At 59.2% G+C, this 23370-nt stretch carries 17 protein-coding genes and 2 pseudogenes; 15 read left to right on the plus strand and 4 right to left on the minus strand.

The genetic code is table 11. The features are described 5' to 3' along the window. Positions 1–637: 637 nt before the first annotated feature. Entirely contained in the window at positions 638–1468 is an 831-nt protein-coding gene (locus B0G82_RS36340) for an IclR family transcriptional regulator C-terminal domain-containing protein (protein WP_121311154.1), read from the minus strand. Between the two features lie 146 nt (positions 1469–1614). On the opposite strand from B0G82_RS36340, the gene B0G82_RS36345 reads away from it, so the two are divergent. The 6 genes from B0G82_RS36345 (at position 1615) to B0G82_RS36370 (ending at position 8105) form a co-directional block, all read left to right on the plus strand. Continuing rightward, complete coding sequence (locus tag B0G82_RS36345) at positions 1615–2883, plus strand: aromatic ring-hydroxylating dioxygenase subunit alpha (protein ID WP_241975156.1); 1269 nt, start codon at positions 1615–1617, stop codon at positions 2881–2883. A gap of 2 nt (positions 2884–2885) precedes the next feature. After that, positions 2886–3356 carry an aromatic-ring-hydroxylating dioxygenase subunit beta gene (locus B0G82_RS36350; protein ID WP_121311156.1) on the plus strand — a complete coding sequence of 157 codons (471 nt, stop codon included), beginning with the start codon at positions 2886–2888 and terminating at the stop codon, positions 3354–3356. Further along, positions 3353–4405, plus strand: a complete 1053-nt coding sequence (locus tag B0G82_RS36355; protein ID WP_121311157.1) for a 4-hydroxythreonine-4-phosphate dehydrogenase PdxA — start codon at positions 3353–3355, stop codon at positions 4403–4405. The genes B0G82_RS36350 and B0G82_RS36355 overlap by 4 nt, the downstream gene beginning before the upstream one ends. Positions 4406–4425: 20 nt before the next feature. Further along, complete coding sequence (locus B0G82_RS36360) at positions 4426–5421, plus strand: 2Fe-2S iron-sulfur cluster-binding protein (protein WP_121311158.1); 996 nt, start codon at positions 4426–4428, stop codon at positions 5419–5421. A 41-nt stretch (positions 5422–5462) separates the two neighbouring features. Next, positions 5463–6815, plus strand: a complete 1353-nt coding sequence (locus B0G82_RS36365) for an MFS transporter (protein WP_121311159.1) — start codon at positions 5463–5465, stop codon at positions 6813–6815. A gap of 153 nt (positions 6816–6968) precedes the next feature. Further along, the gene (locus B0G82_RS36370) at positions 6969–8105 is read left to right on the plus strand and encodes a porin (protein WP_121311160.1); all 1137 of its coding nucleotides are present in this window, start codon (positions 6969–6971) and stop codon (positions 8103–8105) included. Positions 8106–8443: 338 nt separating this feature from the next. Here B0G82_RS36370 and B0G82_RS36380 read toward each other — a convergent pair whose 3' ends face one another. Together B0G82_RS36380 and B0G82_RS36385 are read right to left on the minus strand one after the other, a co-directional pair. Further along, the gene (locus tag B0G82_RS36380) at positions 8444–8743 is read right to left on the minus strand and encodes a hypothetical protein (RefSeq protein ID WP_121311162.1); all 300 of its coding nucleotides are present in this window, start codon (positions 8741–8743) and stop codon (positions 8444–8446) included. 13 nt (positions 8744–8756) lie between these two features. Continuing rightward, a pseudogene (locus B0G82_RS36385) lies at positions 8757–9263 on the minus strand (IS630 family transposase); the annotation flags it as partial. 178 nt (positions 9264–9441) lie between these two features. On the opposite strand from B0G82_RS36385, the gene B0G82_RS36390 reads away from it, so the two are divergent. From B0G82_RS36390 to B0G82_RS36405, 4 genes are read left to right on the plus strand one after another with little or no spacing between them, the layout of a single operon-like run. Next, on the plus strand, positions 9442–10077 hold the full coding sequence (locus B0G82_RS36390; RefSeq protein WP_121311163.1) for a hypothetical protein: 636 nt from the start codon (positions 9442–9444) through the stop codon (positions 10075–10077). Further along, entirely contained in the window at positions 10074–11660 is a 1587-nt protein-coding gene (locus tag B0G82_RS36395; protein ID WP_121311164.1) for an integrase, read from the plus strand. The genes B0G82_RS36390 and B0G82_RS36395 overlap by 4 nt, the downstream gene beginning before the upstream one ends. 26 nt (positions 11661–11686) lie before the next feature. Continuing rightward, on the plus strand, positions 11687–12664 hold the full coding sequence (locus tag B0G82_RS36400) for an ATP-binding protein (RefSeq protein WP_121311165.1): 978 nt from the start codon (positions 11687–11689) through the stop codon (positions 12662–12664). Continuing rightward, entirely contained in the window at positions 12645–13319 is a 675-nt protein-coding gene (locus B0G82_RS36405; RefSeq protein WP_241975095.1) for a hypothetical protein, read from the plus strand. The genes B0G82_RS36400 and B0G82_RS36405 overlap by 20 nt, the downstream gene beginning before the upstream one ends. A 154-nt stretch (positions 13320–13473) precedes the next feature. Here the strand turns inward: B0G82_RS36405 and B0G82_RS36410 are convergent. Continuing rightward, positions 13474–13653, minus strand: a pseudogene (locus B0G82_RS36410) (IS110 family transposase); the annotation flags it as partial. Positions 13654–15393: 1740 nt separating this feature from the next. Between B0G82_RS36410 and B0G82_RS36415 the strand changes: the two are divergent. From B0G82_RS36415 to B0G82_RS36435, 5 genes are all read left to right on the plus strand, one after another. Then, entirely contained in the window at positions 15394–16758 is a 1365-nt protein-coding gene (locus B0G82_RS36415) for a DUF1329 domain-containing protein (RefSeq protein ID WP_121311167.1), read from the plus strand. Positions 16759–16842: 84 nt separating this feature from the next. Next, positions 16843–18678, plus strand: coding sequence for a DUF1302 family protein (locus tag B0G82_RS36420; protein ID WP_121311532.1), 1836 nt, complete (start codon positions 16843–16845; stop codon positions 18676–18678). 62 nt (positions 18679–18740) lie between these two features. Further along, positions 18741–21101, plus strand: coding sequence for an efflux RND transporter permease subunit (locus B0G82_RS36425; protein ID WP_121311168.1), 2361 nt, complete (start codon positions 18741–18743; stop codon positions 21099–21101). A gap of 32 nt (positions 21102–21133) precedes the next feature. Then, positions 21134–22099 (plus strand): YCF48-related protein, encoded by a 966-nt coding sequence (locus tag B0G82_RS36430; RefSeq protein WP_121311169.1) that lies wholly within the window; start codon positions 21134–21136, stop codon positions 22097–22099. Positions 22100–22301: 202 nt separating this feature from the next. Then, complete coding sequence (locus B0G82_RS36435; RefSeq protein WP_134466699.1) at positions 22302–23225, plus strand: hypothetical protein; 924 nt, start codon at positions 22302–22304, stop codon at positions 23223–23225. Positions 23226–23370: the final 145 nt, after the last annotated feature.

The raw sequence follows: 23370 nt of genomic DNA on the forward strand, positions 1-23370 counted from the left end.
AGAAAACTTATCTTAATAGCACAGTTTTAAGTCGGGTTTTTCTGGGAATCCGGGGCCGGCTCCGCCAGCCTGCATATCATCGGGGGCACACTCCCTTGGCATCTGTGCAAGCCTCTCCCAGTTCACATGCTGGACTCAACGCATGGGCGAGGTTGCCTGTCGCAGTCTTTGTCCTTGCTCGCCGCAAGTCGTCGCGAACACCACGGTCTAGCTGCGCGCTCCCGTGGCTCCATGCTGAACAGCATACAATTCCAGTCAGCACTCGTGTCGCCGGGCCATACGTGTGACCGGCAACAGTCCGCGTCCTGCCCGTAAAGCGGTGTGGCCAGGGGTGACATTTCAACCCTCAGATGCGTTTCAATAGGTTCGTGTTCCTCAACCGTCCCATGCTCACCCTGGAGGCTCATCTTGGCGTAACCGCTTCGACGCAAGCCCCGTTTCTCACGGACTACGTCACCTTGCAGTGTCGGCAAGTCACCGCCGCTTCGGCTCACTTCCTCTCGCAGCAGAGAAAGGGTATGCCCCGGTACTGCAACGTCAACTTTTCCGGGTACTGCATTCCAGACATGCTCAAGCAGCTTCACCGGTAGTGTCATGACGTCCCCTGGGAATTTCCGTCGCGATTCACATCTTTCGCTCAAAGCGCGCGCTGCAGTCGCGCCGCAATCATCCTTAAAACGGGCAGAAACTTCTCCTCCAAAGTGGCCACGCTTACGCGTCCAGAAAACACGCTGACGCTGAGTGCGGCCGCGATCTCGCCGCTTCGATTTCTGACCGGTACAGCCATCGCGGACATACCGATCTCGAGCTCCTCGTTGCTGATGGCGTAGCCGTTTTCCGCCGCGAGCTTGACGGCCTTCAAGACGGCTGTGGTGTTTGCGAGCGTGCGATCGGTTAACCGCTTCATCGGCACGCTGTCGAGGTGCTGGCGAGCCTCGTCTTCCGTCAAGCCGGACAGCAGTACGCGCCCGGTCGCCGAGCAATACGCCGGCAATCTGCCTCCGAGTTTGACCCCTGTCGACACGATCCTGACCGCTTCGGCGCGCGCGATGAACACCGAGTAGCCCGCGTCCATGACCGCGAGCGATACTGATTCCTGCAGTTCGTCGCGCGCATTCACCAGAAGCGGCTGTGCAATTTGCGTCAACGACGACGTGCTCAGGTACGCACTCCCCAGCCTCAACATGCGCGGCAGCGGTGTAAAAAATTTGCCGTCGTGCGCCAGATAGCCAAGATCGACGAGCGTAAGCAGGCACCGGCGCGCGGCGGGCCGGCTCAGATCCGCCAGATGCGCGGCATCCGACACGGTCATGCGCGTGGTCGACGCTCCGAACGCCTCAATGATCGCAAGCCCCTTGGCGAGGCCCGCCATGCCTTCCTTCGCGCGCGTTTTGCCGCTCGACTCGGTGTCTTCTTCGAGCGACGACGCGCTCTCCTGCCCGTTGACAGGTTCTTTGACGGATGTCATATTTAATTGAAATATCGAACAATGTACGATATTCGAACACACTAGATTGGCCGTGTCAACTTTCGCCGACACCCGAACGACTGTCCCCGGTCAAAGGGCGGCAACGTTTAACGGCCTTTGCAATACATGGAGCGAGCAACTTGAACATCATCCCCATCAAGCCGGCGCGGCGCGTCAGCATCAGCTGGCCGTCCGAAGGCCTCACGCGCGTGCCCTACACACTGTTTCAGGACGGAGACGTCTACGCCGACGAACAGGACGCGATTTTCCGCGGCCCGAACTGGAGCTACCTGTGTCTCGAAGCCGAATTGCCGAATCCGGGCGATTTCCGCAGCAGCTTCATCGGCGATGCGCCGGTGGTGGTCACGCGCGACACCGACGGCGAACTCTATGCATTCGAAAATCGCTGTGCGCATCGCGGCGCGATGGTGTGCCTCGAAGACCAGGGTAACGCCAAAGATTTCAGCTGCGTCTATCACGCCTGGACCTACAACCTGCAAGGCGATCTGCTCGGCGTCGCGTTCAAGGACGGCATCGGCGGCAAGGGCGGCATGAAGCCGGAGTTCTGCGAAGGCGACCACGGCCTGCGCAAGCTGCGAGTCGCGACGCTGCACGGCCTCGTGTTCGGCAGTTTCTCCGACGACGTCCCGCCGCTCGATGAATATCTCGGCGAAGAAATCGTCGAGTGCATTGCACGCGTGCTCGAAAACCGCACTCCGGTCGTGCTCGGCCGCTTTACGCAGATGCTGCCGAACAACTGGAAGCTCTACTTCGAGAACGTCAAGGATTCCTATCATGCGAGCATCCTGCATCTTTTCTTCACGACGTTCCAGTTGAACCGGCTGTCACAGCGCGGCGGCATCATCGTCGACCCGAGCGGCGGCCATCACGTCAGCTACTCGGCCGTCGACCATGCCGCGGAGGCGGCAGCGCAGGCGCAGGCCGCCAGCGATTACGCGGAACAGAAGATCCGCTCCGAAAGCGAACATCGCCTCGAGGACATATCAGTGCTGGCCGGCACCGACGAATTCGGCGACGGCGTCACGTTGCAGATCCTCTCGGTGTTCCCCGGCTTCGTGCTGCAGCAGATCCAGAACGCGATCGCGGTTCGCCAGATCCTGCCGCGAGGCACGCAGCAGACCGAATTGAACTGGACCTACCTCGGCTTCGAAGACGACACCCCTGAATTGCGCGAGATGCGTCTGCGGCAAGCCAACCTCGTGGGGCCGGCCGGTTACGTGTCGATGGAAGACGGCTGCGTCGGCGGCTTCGTGCAGCGCGGGATCGACGGCGCGAGCGACAGCCGCTCGGTGATCGAGATGGGCGGCGACAGCGCTGAAAGCAGCGAAAGCCGTGTGACGGAAGCGTCGATTCGCGGCTTCTGGAAGGCATATCGCAACGCAATGGGGTATTGAGAATGGCGCAGGACATCCATCAACTGGTCGCTCGCGCGCAAGCCGAATACGTGCGTTGCATCGACGACGGCGATCTCTCGCAATGGCCGGAGTTTTTCACCGAAGCTTGCGTCTACAAGGTCACGACCGCCGACAACTATAAGCGCGGCCTTGCGGGCAGCATGATCTTCGCGGCTTCGCGCGGCATGCTGATCGACCGCGTCGCTTCGCTGCGCGACGCCAACATCTATGAGCGCCACGCGTACCGGCATCTGCTTGGACAGCCTTACGTCATGAGCGAAAGGGAACGGGAAGCGCGCAGCGAAACCTCGTTCATGGTGGCGCGCATCATGCGCGACGGCACGACGACTCTGTTTGCCACCGGCCGTTACTGCGACGTCTACGTCGTGGCGGACGGCGGTGTGAAGCTGCGCGAACGGATTGTCGTGTGCGACAGCTCGCGCATCGACACGCTGCTGGCGCTACCGCTATGACGCACGCAGTGACCCAGTCGGCGATGCGCCCGATGACCATCGCGCTGGCGATAGGCGACCCGAACGGCATCGGTCCCGAGATCGCGGTGAGAGCCGCCGCGCAGAGCACGCGCGACATGGCGGACACCTGTCCGTCGCCGCGCGTCGTCCTGTTCGGCGACGCCTTCGTGATTCGCTGGTACGCGCATCGGTGCTGTCCCGGAACGACGCTGCGGGAAGTGCAGGCGGACGGTTTGCCGCCGGCCTTACCAGGCGCGATCGACGTGGTCGATGTCGCGGCGCTGGCCGCCGCAGCGTTCGTGCCGGGCGAAGTCGCCGCGGCGGCCGGAACAGCGACGCTTGCCTATGTCAGCGCAGCGCTCGCCGCCGCGCGGGCCGGCCAGGTCGACGCCGTGATCGCGTGTCCGCACTCCGAAACGGCGATCAATGCGTCCGGCGTGCGCTTCGCCGGTTATCCTGGCTTCGTCGCGCAACAGATGGGCATGCCGGCCGGCGACGTCTATCTGCTGCTGATCGGCGGCGGCCTGCGCGTCGTCCATGCGACCTTGCACGAAGGCATCGCATCGGCTCTCGCGCGGCTCGATCAGCGCCATGTCGAGCGCGCCGCGCGAACTGCCGCGCGGACGCTGCAATTGATGGGCATCGAACGTCCGGTGGTCGGACTGATGGGCATCAATCCGCATGCGGGCGAGGGCGGACTGTTCGGGCGGGAGGACATCGACATCACGGAACCCGCCGCGCGGAAGTTGCGCGACGAGGGGATCGCCGTGATCGGGCCGCAGGGCGCAGACCTGTTGCTGACGAATCCCGACGTCGACGTGTTCGTCGCGATGTATCACGACCAGGGACACATTCCCGTCAAGCTGCGCGCAGGCCGTCATTGCGCGGCACTGTCGATCGGCGCTGGTGTGATGTTCTCGAGCGTGGGCCACGGCAGCGGCTTCGACATCGCCGGCACGCTGCGCGCCGATATCGCGCCGCTGGTCGGTGCGATCCATCTCGTGACGACCGGGATCGTGCTGCCCAACAAGCCGGCTGAAACGTCATAACTGCTCATCGAGGTCACACTTTGAATTACCGGATTTCCATCGCGGGAAGCGATGTCGCGTTCCGCTGCGAGGCGGACGAAACCCTGCTCGACGCCGCCGAGCGCTCGGGCTACAGCGTGCCTTACTCATGTCGAAAAGGCGTCTGTTCGACCTGCGAGGGCGGCGTGTTGGCCGGCGCCGGCCGGTCAACCGTGCAGGGCGAAGTGCAAGGCCCCGCCGAGCGGGTGTTGCTGTGCTGTTTGCGGCCGTCCTCGGACATGACGATCGCGCCGCGCAAGATCGGCAAGCGCGAGCCGGTTATGCGCAAGACGCTCGACATGTCCGTGTATCGCATCACGCAACCGGCTGCCGACGTCAGCGTCGTGCAACTGCGTTTGCCCACCGGCGTGCGCGCGAAGTTTCGCGCCGGCCAGTATTTGCAGATCGAGCTCGAAGACGGCAGCCGTCGTAACTACTCGATGGCGAATCCGCCTCACGAAAGCGACAGCGTCCAGCTTCACGTGCGCCACGTGCCGGGCGGCAAATTTTCCGAAGGCATGCTGGGCGGGCTGGATAAGGGACAGACGCTGCGCGTCGAATTGCCGTTCGGCGAGTTCACGCTGCAGGACGACTCGACGAGTCCCGCGATCCTGCTGGCGACCGGGACGGGTTTCGCGCCAGTCAAGTCGATCGTCGAGGACGCGATCAAACGCAAGCTCGCACGCCCTCTGTATCTGTATTGGGGCGCGCGCCGCGAGGAAGATCTGTACCTGGCAGAACTGGCGCAGAAATGGCATGCAAGCGGCAAGCTGAACTTCGTGCCGGTGCTGTCCGAGCCTCACGAGAGCTGGACCGGCCGGCGAGGATTCGTGCACGAGACGGTACTCGAAGATTTCGGCTCGCTCGTCGGCTATCAGGTTTATGCGTGCGGCAACCCGGCGATGACAAGCGCCGCGCATGACACGTTCGTCGAAGCCGGCCTGCCCGAGGCGGATTTCTTCAGCGACGCGTTCGTCCACACGGATACCCGCCCTTAGAAGACGTGACGCTTTTCCCACAATAACCAGGAGGCAAACCCGTGGCATCCCCCCTTATCGACGTGGCCGAGGTCATTGAACGCCAGAAGGTCGGCGCCGGACAGTGTCTGGTGGTACTGCTATGCGCGCTGCTGATGTTTCTCGATGGCTTCGACACGCAGGCGATCAGCTACATCGTGCCGGCTCTTTCACGCGACTGGCATCTGCCGCGCGAAATTCTCGGCTCGATCTTTTCCGCGGCGCTGGTCGGTCTGATGATCGGCTATCTGGCGGTCGCGCCGCTGTCGGCGCGCTTCGGCCATAAACGCATGATGTTGATGAGCACCGTGCTGTTCGCTGTGTTCACGATGCTGACCGTGTTTGCGACGAACGTAACCGAGTTGATCGGCTTGCGTCTTCTGACGGGCATCGGCTTGGGCGCCGCCGCGCCGAGCGCCGTCGCGCTGACCTGCGAATTCGCGCCAAAGCGGCTGCGCGCCACCTTCGTACTGCTGGTGTACTGCGGTTTCTCGCTGGGCTTCGTCGTGGCAGGGCTCACCGCTGGCACGCTCATCCCGGCTTACGGCTGGAAATCCATGATGCTGGCCGGCGCGCTCGCGCCGCTCGCACTGACCTTGCCGCTTGCGTGGCTGCTGCCGGAATCGCTGGCCTTCCTGCAACGGCGCCCGCACGGCGACGAACGTATGCGCGCCGTTTTGCGGCGGCTCTTTCCCCGGGTCGACGTGCCGGCCGGCAGCACGTACGCGCTCGAAGATCAGAATGAAACGCGTGCGAGCGTTGCGGCGCTGGTCAGAGGGCGCACGTCCGCCGGCACCGTGCTGCTCTGGTTGATCTTCTTCCTCAACCTCGCCGAGTTTTACTTCATGCAGAGCTGGCTGCCCACGATGCTGACGGGGCTGAAATATTCCCCCTCGACGATTGTCTGGGTGACCGCGCTGCCGACCATAGCAGGCGTGCTGTCGGCCGTGCCACTCGGCCTCGCCATGGATCGGGTCGGCCCCTATGCGACGCTGACGGTGATGTACCTCGCGGGCTGCGTGTTCATGTGGCTCGTCGGTGATGCGTTTTCCGCCAGCACCGCGTGGTTGATGGTGATGGTCTTCTGCGCCGGCTTCTGCATCAGCGGCGGACAGAAAAGCGTGATCGCACTCGCGGCTGTCTACTACCCGATCAACCTGCGCTCGACCGGCGTGGGCTGGGCGCTCGGCATCGGCCGGCTCGGCGGTATTGCTGGGCCGCTCATTGCGGGCATGCTGTATACGGCGCAATGGACGCCGGCGGAAATCTTCCGCTTTTCAGCATGGCCGGTGCTCGTCGCGGGTCTCTGTGTGTTCGTGATGGGGCGCATCTACGGTTCCCGTGCCGTGGTGGCCGAGGCGAGCGCAGCGCGGTAGTCCCGTAATCCAGTTTTCGGCCGGAAGCTCCCCGCTTTCCGGCTGATCCATCGCAGCACTCCCCGCCTAAACAGGCCATTTAAAAACCTGGCGACGTCCGCCGTTTTCTCGCGCTCCGGCGAGAAAGCGCGGACTCGTCACGCCGGAGACATTATGAAAAAAACTTCAATCACCCTGTTGGCCTTGCCGCTGCTCGCAGGCACGGCTCACGCGCAAAGTTCGGTGACGCTGTACGGTTTTGTCGATGCCGGACTCGTGTACGTGAACAACCAGTCAGGACACGCGAATCTGCAAATGGTCAACGGACAGACGAACGGCAGCCGCTGGGGCTTGCGCGGCAGCGAGGATCTAGGCGCAGGCCTGAAAGCGATCTTCACGCTTGAAAACGGTTTCGACACGTCGAACGGCAAACTCCTGCAAGGCGGACGCGAATTCGGCCGTCAGGCGTTCGTCGGGCTTGGCAGCAATACGTGGGGCACCGTGACGCTTGGGCGCCAGTATGACCCGATGACGGAACTCATCGGCGAAATTGCCGCGACTTCGATGTGGGCATGGCTCGGCACTCATCCCGGCGACTTAGATAATCTGAATTCGACCTTTCGCGTGAACAACGCGGTGAAGTATCGATCGCCGAAGTTCCATGGTCTGCAGGCGAGCGGCATGTTTGCGCCCGGCGGCGTGCCGGGCAACTTTGCATCGGGGCGTGTTTACGCGTTGGGCCTCAAGTATGTGAACGGTCCGCTGAGCGCCGCGCTCGCGTACGACAACATCAACAACCCTTCGGTGTCCGTGCTCGATAGCGCGCTTTCGCCAGCCCAGGCAGGCTACGTAAGTCCGAGCAGAACGCCGGTGTTCAACGGATTCGCTTCGGCAAACGTGTGGCAGATTTTCGGCGCGGCCGCTGCTTACAAGATCGGTCAGGGCAGCATTGGACTTGTCTATACGAACGCGCGGTTTCAGGACATCCGGCGCACTGGGTCCACGCCCAACACCGGCAACGCAAGTTTCAACAGTTACGAGATCAATGGCCGCTATTACGTTACGCCCGCGTTCCTGATCGGCGCGTCGTTCGCCTACACGGAGACGTCCCGCGCCAAATACGAGCAGATCGACTTCGGTCCGAACTACTCGTTCTCCAAGCGTACTGACGTCAATCTGGTCGGCGTGTGGCAGCACGCGTCAGGTGTCGATTCGACGGGACATGCGGCGGTCGCGGCGATCAGCACCCTGGGTCAGTCGTCGACGCCCACGCAGGTCGCCGTCAAGCTTTCATTGAGGCATCGTTTCTGAACACCCCATCGCCGGATTTCGTTAGCCCACGATGCACGCGAACGTGCCGGCGGTTTCGGCCGTGTTCTTTCGCCATGCGGGACCGTCAGCTTTGATTCTGAAAGGTCCTGGGCTTGCAGTTGTCGGTAAGAAGCCGACGTTCGCCGACGCGGGACGCTGCACGGCGAACGAAACTTCCTGGTCGGAACCGGCGTGGAAACGCTCGGCCGGACTAACGTAATCGCGCGCATCCGTTTTCATGAAGAGTTCGTTTGCCGCGTACTTGTGTAGAAATAGCCCATCATGTCATGCGCGCAGTCTACGAGGTTCTCTGCTAGTACAACATCCCGCAAATAACTTCAATAATTATCAGATTGCAAGTAAGGCTGCAGGAGCGTAACGACGAGCTCGGTCATCTGGTCGAGCGAACCTGTGCCCGGCAGCGGTTCCCATCGGCCGGTGTGGCTGCGAAAGGCGGCACTATAACGATTGCGGGCGAGCTCGGTGAGGCGCGCCACAACAGTCGGCTCCTCGTCATCGAGACGTTTGATCAGCAGGTGCCGCCCGTAGGATTGGGTGACGATTTGCTCGTGGCCGAGCATGGTGCGTAGTTGACGCTGAAGTTCGGCCGCATAATGTTTGGTGGGTATGGCTGGCATGTCAGTCTCTCGATTACGATGCGCCGGTTTGCAGCGGATAGCCCCGGAAAGTCCATTTGAAGGGGCGTGCTACCTGATTATGCTCGTGCATAAACTGCTCGGTGCGCTCGCGCAGGTGCGCGGTACTGGTATGGCTGGCATGGCGCAATACCCGGCGCGTGTAGCGGGCAAACCATAGTTCGATCTGATTGACCCAACTCGCGTGCAACGGCGTGAAGTGGAAGTGAAACCGCTCATCGTGCCGCGAGTTGAACGCTTGCCAGACAGCCTGAGAACGATGCGTATTGAGGTGGTCCCAGATCACATGCACCTGCTTGCCCGGATACGCAGCCGCCACGCGCTCCATGAAGGCGACCAGGTCGTCCTGGGTGCGGCGCTCGCGGCAATCTGCCAGCACCTGCCCGGTATGCACATCCAGCGCAGCAATCAGCGCCTGGGTGCCATGGCGGATATATTCAAACCCCCTGCGACGCAGCCGCCCCTGCGCCGGCGCACGCCCCGGATGCTTGCGCTCGATGGCCGTAAAGCGAAGCAATGTTGTCACCGCATCATGCCCACAAGAGCGGGGCGTGAGCGTCTGAGTTGACGACTTTACTTCGCTAATGAACGAAGTAAAGTCGTCACTTCGCATCAGTCCGCATTAAATCTGTCACTTCCCGTTCGTTCTAGACCATGAGTCCGCTCGCAAGGTGGTTCTTATGGTCGATCTCTCGCATAGCTTTGAGCCGCTCGCGCTGCCGCGTCCTCGAGGCGCGCACCGGTACGATGTCTTCAGTCCGAAACTAGGGCGACGTCTCACGCTGTACAGGCGCAGCGCCTTCGATGTCTGGCTCATGATCGAATCGGACCCTGCTGTGCAAACGTTCTGCGAACGGCCCGGCCACATTGCGGTCGACGGGCAACGTTTCGTCGTAGATTTCTGGGCGAGGTATGGTGACCGTGAATGCCTGGTCTTGCTATCTGAATCAACACCAGCAATTGAACGCCTGCGAAATTTTCCGGATTTTGACCCGAAAGCAATCACCGTGAGGCGCATCGATGCGGCCGAAAGGGCCGCGGCGCGTGTCTGGACCGGAAACTGGCAGCGCATGCTGCCCGTACTGGTCGTCGCGCGCGGCCTCGTAAAACCTTCGATGCTCGACGCGATTGAGCGGTTCGTCGCGTCACCTCAATCGCTGCTGTCGATCGAGCGTGAGTTTTCGACAGGCGATCCCGTGCTCGTTCGAGCGGCCGCTTTCGAACTGTTGCACCGCGGTCGCATCCAAGCGCTCGAGTTATACACTGAAACCCTGTCGTTGCTGACGCGCTTCGCTGCGGTTCAGGCCGGATTATGAGCCGCCGCAGACCCGAATTCCAGACGCTGGATCTCGCCACGTGGCCAACACTCGCATGGACTGAGCTTGATGCCGCTCAGCGCAGTCGCGTCCAGAAGCATATCGACGCCATTGAGCGCTACGCCCATTGTGAATCTATCCGGAGTATTGAGACTGCTACTGGCGTAAATCGCAAGCAACTATATCGGCTTCTCGACAGGGCACTTGCGCTGCATCCCGACGGGCGTATATACGGTTTTCGGGCGCTTGTCGCTCATGCTCGCGTGACGGAGTACACGCGGATGCTGCCCGTCGTTCTGCGCGGCGATCGAGGCGGCGCGGTGGGTGCGCTTTCGCTTTTGTTCGAGCGGTATCCCAAGCTCGCGGCGTGGCTGGTTCTGCAGATCCGACAGCGCCGCGTGGCACTGAATCAGATACCTTCAGAAGACGGTCTCCGCATTCGGGTGCGCGGTCTGCGGGCGCTGCACGACAGATTTCTGCAGGAGTGCCGGCAACTGGGCCTGACGGCCGCCGACTATCCGTTGAACACAGCGGGCCGCGCCATCCGGTCGCTGTCGTCGCGTGTGAAGGCGGAACTCTTGCGTGGCTTCAGCACGGTAGCAGGCGCTGCCGGCGCTTCGCACATCAAGGGACTGCCGCGTATCGACGAAGCACCCGCTCCGGCGTCGACGCGACCGTATCAGGTGGTCGAATTCGATGGTCACAGGCTCGACGTCCGGCTTAAAGTCGTCGTTCGCGACCCGCTCGGCTTCGAGCACGAATTCGAAATCGAGCGCGTGTGGCTGCTGGTGATCAGTCGGGCGCTGGCCGACCCGAAGGGTAATCTCCGCCTGTATGTGTCGCTCGATGAGCTGGACGAGCTGATCGATTATGCGATTGCAAGTTATCACGGCACGCCCCACAGCGGGTTGAACGGCGTGACGCCGCTCGAAGCGATGGAGTTTTTCGTTCGTGGACGAGGGCAACTGTTAGCCTGGTTGCCCGAAGTGCGCCGACGTACGTTATGCCTGATGCAATCCGCGCGGCACTGCCGCGTGCGTGGCTATCTCGCGCTTGGCGTTCGTCCTCACATCAACCTGTTTGGCGTGCGCTACACGAACATGGTCCTTGCCTGCAGTGCTCAACTGATTGGCCGGTCATTGCGCGTCTATATCAACGCTGACGATCTGCGCTGCGTGCGAGCCTTCCTTGTTGATGGCAGCGAACTCGGTGTCCTCGAAGCGCAAGGCGCCTGGCGTGTCGTTCCGCACAACCTGACCTTGCGCAAGGAGATTATGAAGGCGAGGGATACCAAACGATCAGGAAATCCGTCGACTGGAAATCCGATCGAAGCCTACGTGCAGAGCAAGGTCGCCGCAGCAAAAAAATCTCGCAGGGCTGCCTCCGATGCCGCGCGGACGCTGCGCCTTCTCGCAAGCGCTCCTACGGCCAAAACACCGCCTGGCCCGATGAGGCTCGAAGCAGCAGGTCGAGAAGCCTTCCCAGCGAAGGCAGTAGAAGGGACTGCAATGGTTGCCGATACAGCTCCCGCCGAGCCGGTTCGTCCGCGCAAGCTTGGTATCGGGACGGGGCAGGTTTTCTGAACGCGTGGTTCACACAGGAGGCAGCCATGTCGCTTCAAATCACGCGTCCGATCGATCGGTCGCTGCACCCGCTCGTCACCGGAAACTACCGGATCGCCACACCAGCTATCGAATCGTTCTACGAACTCGTCGTGAGTTGTCTTCGCTACCGCGTGATGGGCGCGCTCATTTACGGCGCTCCGAGAATCGGCAAGACGCGCTCGATCGAATACGTCCGCCTGCTCCTCGCTCGAGAGTACCCCAAACTGACGAGCTATCATGCGCAGTGCGAGCACAAGCCGCGGCACGCGGAAGGTCCGTTCTTCGCAAACCTGCTCGAAGCTGTCGGCGATCATGATCCGAACGCCGGTACCAACCCCGCGAAACGTATGCGCCTCTCGCTGCGGATCCGTGAAGCGGCCGCGCGGGCCGGCAGCGGTACCGTTCTGCTCTTTTGCGACGAGGCGCAACGCTATAACGAGAACGAATACGAGTGGCTGCGGGATGTGCACGATGCGCTTGACCGTCAGCAGATCAAGCTATTCACGTTTCTCGTCGGTCAACAGGAGTTGCTGGCGCAGAAGACTGCGCTGCAAATCGCCGGCAAGACGCAAATTGTTGCACGTCTGATGGTCGAAGAGCTTGCGTTTCATGGCATCCGTAACGCCGAAGATGTTGCCACGTGTCTGAACGGATACGATCAGACCGCCTATCCTGAGGGCACGCAGTGGAGCTTCACGCGATTCTATATGCCACAGGCGTTCGATGCGGGTTATCGACTCGTCAGCGATGCGGCCTTGCTGTGGGATGCTTTTGAGGCTGCGCATCACAAGGCAAGCCTGGCGGGCCGTCTCGAAATCCCGATGGAATCGTTCGCTCGTGCGGTCGAGGTTGTGCTCAAGGATGGCGAACTGATGGATGCTCCGGGATATTGCCCCGATCAATCATTATGGGCTCACGCGGTTCGTCGCTCCGGATATGTCCAGTCCCGTCATGCTACCGGCCGTGTACTCGTTCACGCGTGATAGTGTTGCGCTCAAGGCGCCACGCTTTCCAATCCTCACACTCGACGAGCGACAACTGACTCCGGCATTGGGCTTTATCTTCGATGTCAGGTGGTTACTGCCAGGCGAATCGATCGTCTCGATCTTGTGGAAGTTCGCGCGGGCAAACGGACTCGCCGGCCACACGCTCGTGCAGTTGATGGGAGCAGACGTCGACCCTTACGAGGGCGTAGAGCCGATGCGCGATGTCATCGACGTGAAGCGCCTGCGGCGAATGCTGTGCCTGCCCGTGAAGGTGTTGCGCGCATCGCTCCTCGACGCTGGTCAGAGAGGGCGGCACCACCCGACCTTCCGATATTGCCGTCAGTGCACGGCGCGTGGCCATCACAGCGTGACGTATCAGATGTTCAGTGAGAATCGCTGCCCCGCACACGACCGGATGCTGGAGACGCAGTGCCGACATTGCGGGCGCGAAACACCCTACATCCTGAATGCAATTCTCGTAGGCTCGCCGTATCGTTGTGCATGGTGCGGCACGCTCTACGGCACCAGATTTCCTCCAGTTCTTTCGACAGGGCCAACGATGCGCAAAGAGGATCGTATCGCGATCGCACGCCATTTCCACAATCGCATGGCCGGTAGCTTCTGCCTTGGCGGCGACGACCGCAGGGTCTAGCTCCACGGAGGCATCGACTGACGCACGGGCGCGAGATGGTGGACTTACGGGAATGCGTTCACGCATCGTCGTCCGCAGGTGGCCTTGATAGTTCGCAAAAACGGGTGTTGACGGATTTGCTTCGTTTTCGGTGACAACTTTCCTTCGCTCTACGCCAGTGGTGCGCACCACCGCACGCTTCCATGCCGATAAGGCAACGCAACCGGTTCGCAAAATGTTCGAGTAACGCCGCACGTTTGATTGGTTTGTTCACGATCTCGTCCGTGTCCTCGTCCACGTAGTGCACCTGGAAGACCGTCTTTGCAATATCGATTCCAACTGGCGTCAGCTTCATGTCGGCCCCTCCGGTTTGCCTTTGAACACCCAAATAATCTTGCACCATGAGCATGCCCATGCCATAGGTCCGTGAAAGTCGACCTTGGTTACCTGCGAAATTCCTACCATTTCCTCAAGGGGGAGGCGTCCATACCATTTTTCTCAAGAGTCGGAGCCTCCACCAAATCCGGGGCAGTTCGATCGTATGAGAATTTGACCCTTGAGTCGAAAACTTATTTTGACGCATTGACTTTGGTACAAGCGCGGCATAAAAATAGGCCAACGAGTCGAAAATTAGTCCTTCGAGGAGAAAGTCGATGAACATTGTTCCGCATCGAGAGGCTGGAGCGCCTGCCCTCACGGGCTAATACCAACGGGGGTTGGCTCGCAGGCATGGACGACGTCGGTCGCCGCTACCGCGATCTCCAGACTTACTGTTCCTGCTCGTTCAACTTCCTCGACGCTTCTGCAACCAATTCGGTATGCGTTCGAACTTATCGATCGGGGAGTGCGAGTCTAGATTTTGCGGTTGGACCGACGTTGCTGGTCTTCGGGATTTCTGCCGGAAATCTCGCGAAGCGGTTCGGCCGTCGGATCGTTCTCGGCATGCGTGCAACGCGGTTTGTCGCAATCGGTTATCGAGGACTAGATTGGAGCGGTAGAGCATTTTATGCGGCTTCTGTCTTGGGAAATCGCGCGAAGACGCCGTTGTCCGGCCTCGCCCGCTTCAAACCTCATTCAGAAAAGAATGGTATGAGAGGGAGAGGGGGCGCTGGCGGTGAAGCAGTCACATGTACCACAGACAGGTTCTACTTTCTGCAATTGAAGTTAGCAAAAGACATATTGTTACGGCGCGAAGTTGGAGCCTAGTATCGCCTAACGGCTAGGGATCGCTTGCTACTGTGGAAGCAACTGGGGTGATTACTAAAACGCTTAGAGACGCGTTCATCAACCTGCTCAGGACGTATCGGAGCGTCCCAGTTGATCGAACAGAAGCGGAGGTCGAGGAACGGTGCACGGATGTCGGCGCGACGTTGGAAGGATGGAGACATTGAAAGTAACGCAACCAAGCATAAATGCGCTCTCCGGTCCAACGGGATTTTCCCGGACCGCCTACGGCGACGTTGTGAGCGGCAAGTCCTGCAGCCGGACCGGCGCGACTGTAGCCGGTTATCGGTCTTGCAGACGTCGTCAGCAGGCTGTATCGGAACTGCGTCCCATGTCGATAGCCAGGACGCTCGAACGGAATTGTCTCTTGAAGTCAGACAGCATTCCGGTCGGCGCTGCAAGATTGGTTGCCGAAAGCGGTCGCTGGCTATACTCGCACCGAAGTCGGGGTAGCGATAACAGCGGGTTGATCACAAAGCACTTGTTTCGTCGCGGAGGTCCGGCTTTCCTCTTGTGCATTGTTTTAGACTTCGCTGCTCAGCTTTCAAAACGTAGTAAATCGAAGCAAAAGCAAAACGAACTATCAGGCATCTGGCAAATTCATTAGTAGTACGATGGTACCAAACGTTCGTCTATTGATTCGGGTGCAAGTCGTTATAAGTATTAACGTGAAATCGACGATGACCGCGCGAGATTGCGAAGTCGGGCTCGACGCTACGAAGCAACCATGCGAAGAGGAAGTTTGGTCACCTGAAATGACGTTAAGCATGGATGTTGCCAATGGCCTGAGCTGTAGGCCGATCGAGGCACTTTGTGATCTCGAGTAGCAAGGGGACGGGCAAGTAAAGGACGAATCGAAAGGAGAATTGTGATGAAGAAGTGCAGAGTTGGAGTCGTGTCCGCTATCGCAGCCGCTGTATTGCTCGCGGTCGGGACTGCTGTCGGAGCGGAAGATCTCACTCCCGAGGGCGCTGAACGCGCTGCGAGTTCGGACGGCGCCGTGCCGGCCTATACAGGAAAGCAGTCGCCGGCACCCGGCTGGGAGTGGGGGAAAGTCCGCGGAGATTTCTGGAAGCACAAGAATGAGAAGCCGCTTTATTCGATTGACGCGTCGAATGTCGACAAGTACGCCAATATGCTTTCGACAGGTCAGATCCAGCTGATCAAGCAGAAGAAGGGGTATCGGATGGACGTCTATCCGTCACACCGCGAATGCCAGTTACCGGAAGTCGCAGCCGAAAATTCCAAGACAAATCTCACAACGGCAAAACTCGCTGCGGATGGCGAGACGATTCAGACGGCAACCTTTCCCGGTGTGGCGTTTCCACAACCGAAGAACGGCGCCGAGGCGATCTTGAACTTTACGTCTCGGTATCGGGGCGAGGGCATAGAATGGCCGATGGATTACACAGCTACTTCTCCGCGCCCGGGCAGCAGCGATTGGATCGAGGAAACCGGTTTTCAAATCATGTATTTCCCGTCGGGAAAACTTGGCAAGACGACGCCGCAGGAAGTCGATCAGCTGAACACGGGGCAGTATGGCGTGGTTAGTACGCCGGCGGCATTGGCAGGCCAGGCGTTAACTCAGCGCCAGTATTTCGACAAAGATGCTGAGTCATATTACTACTTCACCGGACAGCGCCGCGTGAGGCGGATGCCGGCCTATACGCACGATGCGCCGCTTATTGGTTTCGAAAATCAGTATCTGATTGATGAATTCAACATGTTCCAGGGTTCGATCGACCGGTTTAACTGGAAGCTGGTCGGGAAGCGGGAAATGATTGTCCCCTACAACGACTTCGGAATGTACAGATTCAACGACAAGCCGCGCGATGTCTCCACGCTGGACGGTATCGCGGCCGATCATCGGCGCTATGAAGCGCATCGCGTCTGGGTCGTCGAAGCGACGCTCAAGCCGAGCGCGCGCCACGTCGATTCGAAGAAAGTCTTCTATCTGGACGAGGACAGCTGGTTGGCGCTCGTCGGTGAGGACTATGACGCGCAAGGCAAGCTGTGGAAGGTGCGTGAAAGCTATCCGATCCCTGTGTGGGAATTGGGTGGCGCCTGCGATAACCAACCGATGGTGCAATACGACATGATCGACGGGCGTTACGTATTCGATTCAACCACCACGGGCCAAGGTAAAGACATTCACTGGTATCAGCAGATCGACGATCCACGTTTCAAGGCGAGCTTCTATACCGCGGAATCGCTGCGGTCAGTCAGCGAGCGATGAAGGTCGTTGCGTTAATTAAAAAAGTGAGCCGACGCGCCTAATGCACGCGTCGGCACGCACGGCGGAGGAGGAGGGGAGTCAATGATGAAGCGGAGTTTCAAACTTAGCACAATGTCGCTTGCCGTCATCGCAGCGGCAACATCAAATGCGTACGGCTACGATTTCACGACAGGGGTTAGCGATCTGACCGGATCGTGGGTGAGTAACGTCACGGCAGGCATGGGGATCCGTACGAAAAACCCGGCCTGTTTTCTCACGGGTGACCCGAACGCCTTCGATTGCGGCGCAGGTGCGAACGTTAATCAATGGGCCGGCAATGACGGCGATCTGAATTACCGCAAAGGGCAGCCATACAGCGCGTCCTTGAGCCTGACTAGCGAACTGCTGCTGAAGATGCCGAGCCAAGGGCTCAAGTTCATGATCCGCGGCACGGGGATGTATGACTTTGCAGCTGGACATACCGACCGAACGGCTTTGAGCAGCACCGCTGCGGCTCAGGTGGTCTACAACGCTGAACTGCTCGACCTGTGGGGTGAGAAAGACTTTACTATCGCCGGGCGAAGCGCTCACGTACGACTGGGTAACCAGGTGATCAATTGGGGTGAAAGCATATATGCATCAGGTGGTATCAACGCCACCAACTCACTTGACATCCAGAAGTTGTTGGTTCCCGGCACTCAACTAAAGCAGGCGCTGCTGCCCGCGCCGATGGCGAGTTTTGCTGCGGATCTCTCACATGGGTTCAGCACAGAAGCCTACTACCAGTTTCAATGGAACGGAAACCGTTACCCCCCTGTGGGGTCATTCTGGGCGACCTCGAACAGTTTTGGCCGTGGCGCAGGCCCGGCGACGGCCAACACGAACAATTTCAACGTAGGCGGCCCCAGCGCGGGCACGATTGCGAGTACGATCGGCGGCTCGAGTGCAGCGGGCAATCAGGATACAGTCAACTCGATCAACGGTGGTCTTGTTAATGGCGTGTATGCAGGGGCACCATTTTTCTCTCAAGGCTTTCCTACTGAATGGCAGGCGCCGTCGAAGTACAAGCCGCAATTCGGCTTCAAATTCAACTTCGCGCCAAGTTCGTTCGGCGCAAACTTTGCGTTCTATTACCTGAACTATACCGATAAGTCGCCCGTGGTGTCCTCGTCTGCGGATGGGACTACGCACTACTCGTATCTCGAGAACCGCCAGCTTTTCGGTCTGAGTTCGAACTTCGGGATTGGCGACTGGGCGATTGGTACAGAAGCGTCGTATCGGCCGCGTGACGCCGTCTCACTGTCGGCCTGTTATGGCGCTGGTGGACCACTTGATCTGAACACCAACGGCGTGTCGGGCATCAATTGCCAGCAATGGATCGACAAGAAGAAATTCCAGTTCGACGTCAACGGCATCCTCTCACTATCGCGTAGCGACTACCCGTTCCTCAAGCTGTTCGGAGCCGATGCGGCCGCGCTGACGTGGGAACTGACTTGGATCTATTACCCGGGAGTGACCGGAAGCAGCTTTACGCGGACGATGAACGGCCAAACGGTCATGCAGGTTCCGTCGGCGGCCTATTGGCCGTGGCTGAATAATGGCTCAAGCCTGGGGTACCCGATCGCAATGGCGCAAGGCACATCCAGTTCAGTGGGCGCGACGATCGATTTCAACTGGACCTACGACGGGACGTTGATCCCCGGCTGGCAGGTGACGCCGGGTGTGACTTTCACGGACGGCCTTTATGGGTACACGCCTTCGTGGAGCGCAAACTATTCGCAGGGCGCCAAATCTGTGAACCTTTACGTCCTATTTAATCAGAATCCCACGGTGTGGCAGGCGGGCGTTAATTTCACCGCGTTCTTCGGTGGCCACAACAACGTTGGTCAACCATACACAGACCGAAATTTCGTCGGGATATTCGCCACCCGGAACTTTTGAGCGATGGACTGATGAAGGACGGCGGACGGCGGACGCCGTTGTGATACTTAAGGGGTAATGTCGTGTTAAATCGTCTAGTCAGCGGGTTGGAGAGATATTTTTTCGGCCATCGTGCGGTCGTGCTCGGCGTGGTCGCGGTCTTTACCGTGGTGATGGCTGTGTTCGCGGTGCAGTTGCGAATGGACGCTGGCTTCGAGAAGCAGATGCCAATCGGCCACGAATATATCCGGACGTTTCAGAAGTACCGGGCGGACTTGTTTGGTGCAAACCGAATTACCGTCGTCGTACGAGCACGGAAGGGAACGATCTGGACAAAGGACGGGTTGACGCGTCTCTACAACGTGACGCGGGCTGTCACCTACTTGCCGAACGTTGATCGCAGTGGTGTCAGGTCGCTCTGGACGCCGAACTCGTACGTCAACGAGGTGACGGATGAGGGCTTTCGTGCTGAGCCGATCATTTCGGGAACCATAACGCCGGATCAACTGACACCTGACAATATCGCAAATATTCGCAGAGCAACCGCCGGAGGTGGCTATGTGGGGACGCTGGTCTCGCATGACGAAGACAGTGCGATGATCACAGCCGAATTGAACGAGCGAGACGCGTCAGGCAAGATGCTCGACTATATAGCGTTCAATCATCTGCTCGATTCCCGCGTACGCAAGGCCTTCGAGGACGCTGGGTATGAAATCCAGATTATTGGTTTTGCGAAGCAGATCGGCGACATTGCCGACGGGGCAAAAGCCGTGCTCAGCTTTTGCGCAATTGCACTGCTACTGACCGCCCTTGCAGTGTACTGGTACTGCCATTCTGTTCGTTTCACGATGTTGCTGATCTGCTGCTCGCTGACCTCCCTTGTCTGGCAGTTTGGAACGTTAAAGCTGTTGGGTTTCGGACTGGATCCGCTAGGGGTGCTCGTGCCGTTTTTGGTATTTGCGATCGGAGTGTCGCACGGAGTGCAGCAGGTCAACTCAATCGTGCGGGAGATTGCGCATGGCAATAGTTCATTCGCTGCTGCGCGCCACAGTTTCAGTGGCTTGCTGATTCCGGGTGTGCTCGCACTCATCACGGCGTTCGTTTCATTCATCACGCTGCTGTCGATCCCAATTCCGATGGTACGCGAACTTTCGATCACCGCGTCGCTCGGTGTTGCGTACAAGATCGTGACGAACCTGATTCTCCTGCCTGTCGCGGCGTCGTGCTTCAACTTTACTAAGCTCTACGCCGATAAAGCGCTGAAGCGCAGTCAGCAGCGCGCCAGGCCGTTGCGCGTGCTCGCACGGGTGGCGGAGCCGAAGTATGCGATGCTGACGCTTGCAGTGACGGCGATGGTGCTAGGTTTGGCGGTGTGGCAAAGCCGGGACCGCGTAATCGGCACACTGCAGCCTGGCGCTCCGGAGCTTCGCGCAGACGCACGCTTCAACCTCGATGCCACGTCAATCACAAACAACTATGACATGGGTCTCGATTGGCTTACGGTCGTGGTGGAATCGGATAGCGGAGCGTGCAACAATCCCGCAGTCGGATTATATGAAGACGATTTCTCCGCGGCAATGCGGACTGAACCGGGAGTGGTGTCGGTGAAGTCCTATACCACGATGCTGCGAGCGTACAACCAAGGATACAACGAAGACTATCCAAAAATGAACGTCGTACCGATTGACCCGGAGAACTACGGGGCTATTTCGGTTGACGTGAATCGTGTGAAGGGCTTCATGAAGGTCGACTGCAGTATGACCGCAGTCCATCTGTTTCTGAAAGATCACAAGGCCACGACGATCAACCGGGTGCTTGATGATGTGAAGGCATACCGCCTGTCGCATCCGTTCCCGGGCATTACAGTTCGCCTTGCCGCCGGCAATGCGGGCGTTATCGCGGCGACCAACGACGAAGTGGCGAGGAGCGAGTTGCCAATGATGCTCTACGTCTATGCTGCGATTCTGATCTTGGTTTTCCTTGCTTACCGCGATTGGCGCGCAATGCTGGCCTGTTGCGTGCCCTTGTCGGTCGCGACCTTCATCGGCTACTGGTTCATGAAGGAATTGAAGATCGGGCTCACGGTAGCGACGCTGCCGGTAATGGTTTTGGCGGTGGGTATCGGCGTCGACTACGCGTTCTATATCTACAACCGCCTTCAACTTCACCTTGCGAGCGGTCAACACATTGTGAAAGCGGTGCAGCACGCGATGCTGGAAGTCGGCGTTGCTACGATCTTCACGGCGATCACTCTGGCGATCGGCGTGGCAACGTGGAGCTTCTCGGCGCTTAAGTTTCAAGCGGACATGGGCAAGCTGCTGGCCTTCATGTTCATCGTCAACCTGGTGATGGCGATGACGGCGTTGCCAGCATTGGCGTCGGCGCTCGAACGCTGGTTCCCGCGCAGCAAGCCGGCGCGTGCGCCTGGCCTCTTCAGCCATTAGGTTTCGACGAGCACGACTAAAGGAAGACAGTCATGATCAAGCTACTTGTTGTGTGCGCCGCGCTGTGCAGTGCGACAGTCGCATTCGCAGCGTCGCCGGGAGCGGTCGAGGTCTGGAGTGCGAACTCGGCTCATGCATGGGCAGACCCGACACACATGACGATGATGGATGCCACTCGGGCCGGCAAGCGAATCGTCGCAGTGGGCGAGCACGGTCTCGTTGTGCTGTCGGACGACGACGGAAAGAGCTGGCGACAGGCGCGTCAGGTGCCGTTGTCGGCGACGCTCTCCGCCGTCACCTTCGTGGATGCGCAGCATGGTTGGGCGGTGGGCCAGTGGGGCGCGATACTTGCGACGAGCGACGGCGGTGAGACATGGAAGAAGCAGCGCATGGACGTTTCGGTGGACCAGCCGCTGTTCTCGGTGTACTTCACAAGTGAAAAGGACGGGTTGGCCGTGGGCCTTTGGTCGCTGATGCTCGCAACGCACGATGGAGGAGCGACATGGAGCAAGGTGACCGTGCCGAAGCCGCCAGGCGGCACGCATGGGGATCGCAATCTGTATCACATCTTTGCGGATCGCCAAGGTGCGCTGTATATCGACTCGGAGCAGGGCATGGTCCTCAAGTCGACGGATGGCGGTGTGAACTGGAGCTATCTGGCCACGGGCGGCAAGGGCACCCTGTGGAGTGGGGTGGCGATGCCGGACGGACGCATCGTCGTCGGCGGACTGCTCGGCAGCCTGTTCGAAAGCAGCGATGGCGGGGCGACATGGTCGTCGGTAGCCACGGGTACGAAAAATTCCATCACAGATCTCGTTGTAACCGCTGACGGTCTGATGGGTGTCGGCCTTGACGGGATGGTGATGTTGCGGAAAACCGGTGCGACAACATTCGAGGTCTCTCAGCGCCCGGATCGTGCGACGTTGACCGCGGCCTTGCTTGATGGTGGACGAAAGGTGATTTTGTTCGCGCACGAAGGCGTGTTGGCACCGCAGTGAGCTAATGTTTCTGCGCCGCTTGAACCCAGCCATTTTCCAGTGCTGGGTGGGCCTTGGATTCGCTCGAGTGTTCATGAGGTGTGAGTGAGTCCCTTTCTCCATTCAGAGTCTTGGTATATATGGCTCTAACCATCGGCGCGCTTCTGGCGCTTTCGTTCCCGGTTCAATTGAAGCACAACGGTCCGTTCGTAGTGGAGACAAGATGAAGAACGCAAGTCGTTGTGCGCGACACGGAAGCGTTGCTGTTGCATTTCTTGTCGGCCTCGTGCGCGCAGCAAATGGAACCGACATCACCCCGGGAGATTCTGTTGCCGCGGCTGGGTCCGATTCTGCAGCGGCTCCCATGGCGTCGACATCATGTCACACTCTGACGATCAAGATTACGGGAGCGAAGCCAGGGCAGCAGATCACTGTGCTGAACAATGGGCGTCCCCTGACTATCGCCGTTGCTCCGAGTGACCGCACAGTGCCCTTCTCGAAGAGCGAATCCGTCCAGGCTGATACCGACTATAACGTGACGCTGCAATCGGGATGGCACGGTACAAGTCTTAAAGACGGCACCTATTGTTACGTGCGCAAAGGACAGGGTATCGCAAATCATGATGTGAGCATCAGGATCCAGTGCGGGCCTGCCCCGAGCTCCATTGTCCTGTCGGGGGTACAATACGGTCAATCGTATAGAAACTGGTCATTGGCGTATCCAGCTGTCGTAAATGGAGAGCTTTTCTACGAGGTACTGTCGAACGGAGGCCCGCTGATTGACACGATGGCAATGTTGGGGACTTTGTTCGACGGCAGGGCGACGAATTCGACTAGGGATAATCCAGTTGAACTGCCTGACGAGACGAACTTGACAACGTTGCGGGCGTCGAGTCTGATCGTAGGTGGTAGCACTGTCTCGACGAGGATCCCGGTGTTGGTTGAGCTACCGACAATTACGCAACTGGGAGAAATATACACTGCCAGTGGCAATAAAGTGCCGGCCGGTTGGTACTACGGCTTTTTCTGGTCCTCGACGGAGGGCAGTTCCGGAACACACTTTGTCGAAGGAATGAATCTCACCAATGGTTTTCAGGTTGGTCTCTCCGACTACTACAACTTCCACATCGCCTTCCGGGTTCTTTGAACAAGACGTTTTGAACCGAAGTGGACACCCCCTTCTTCCTTGTTATTTTGAATGACACGCCTTGGGACAGGTAGTAGCCAGTGAACAATCCAGAAAGCCCAGCGGGACAAGCCTGACGTACCCAATAAGCGTTGCTGGATTTTCA

Source organism: Paraburkholderia sp. BL17N1 (genome assembly GCF_003634175.1).
Classification (GTDB): Bacteria; Pseudomonadota; Gammaproteobacteria; order Burkholderiales; family Burkholderiaceae; genus Paraburkholderia.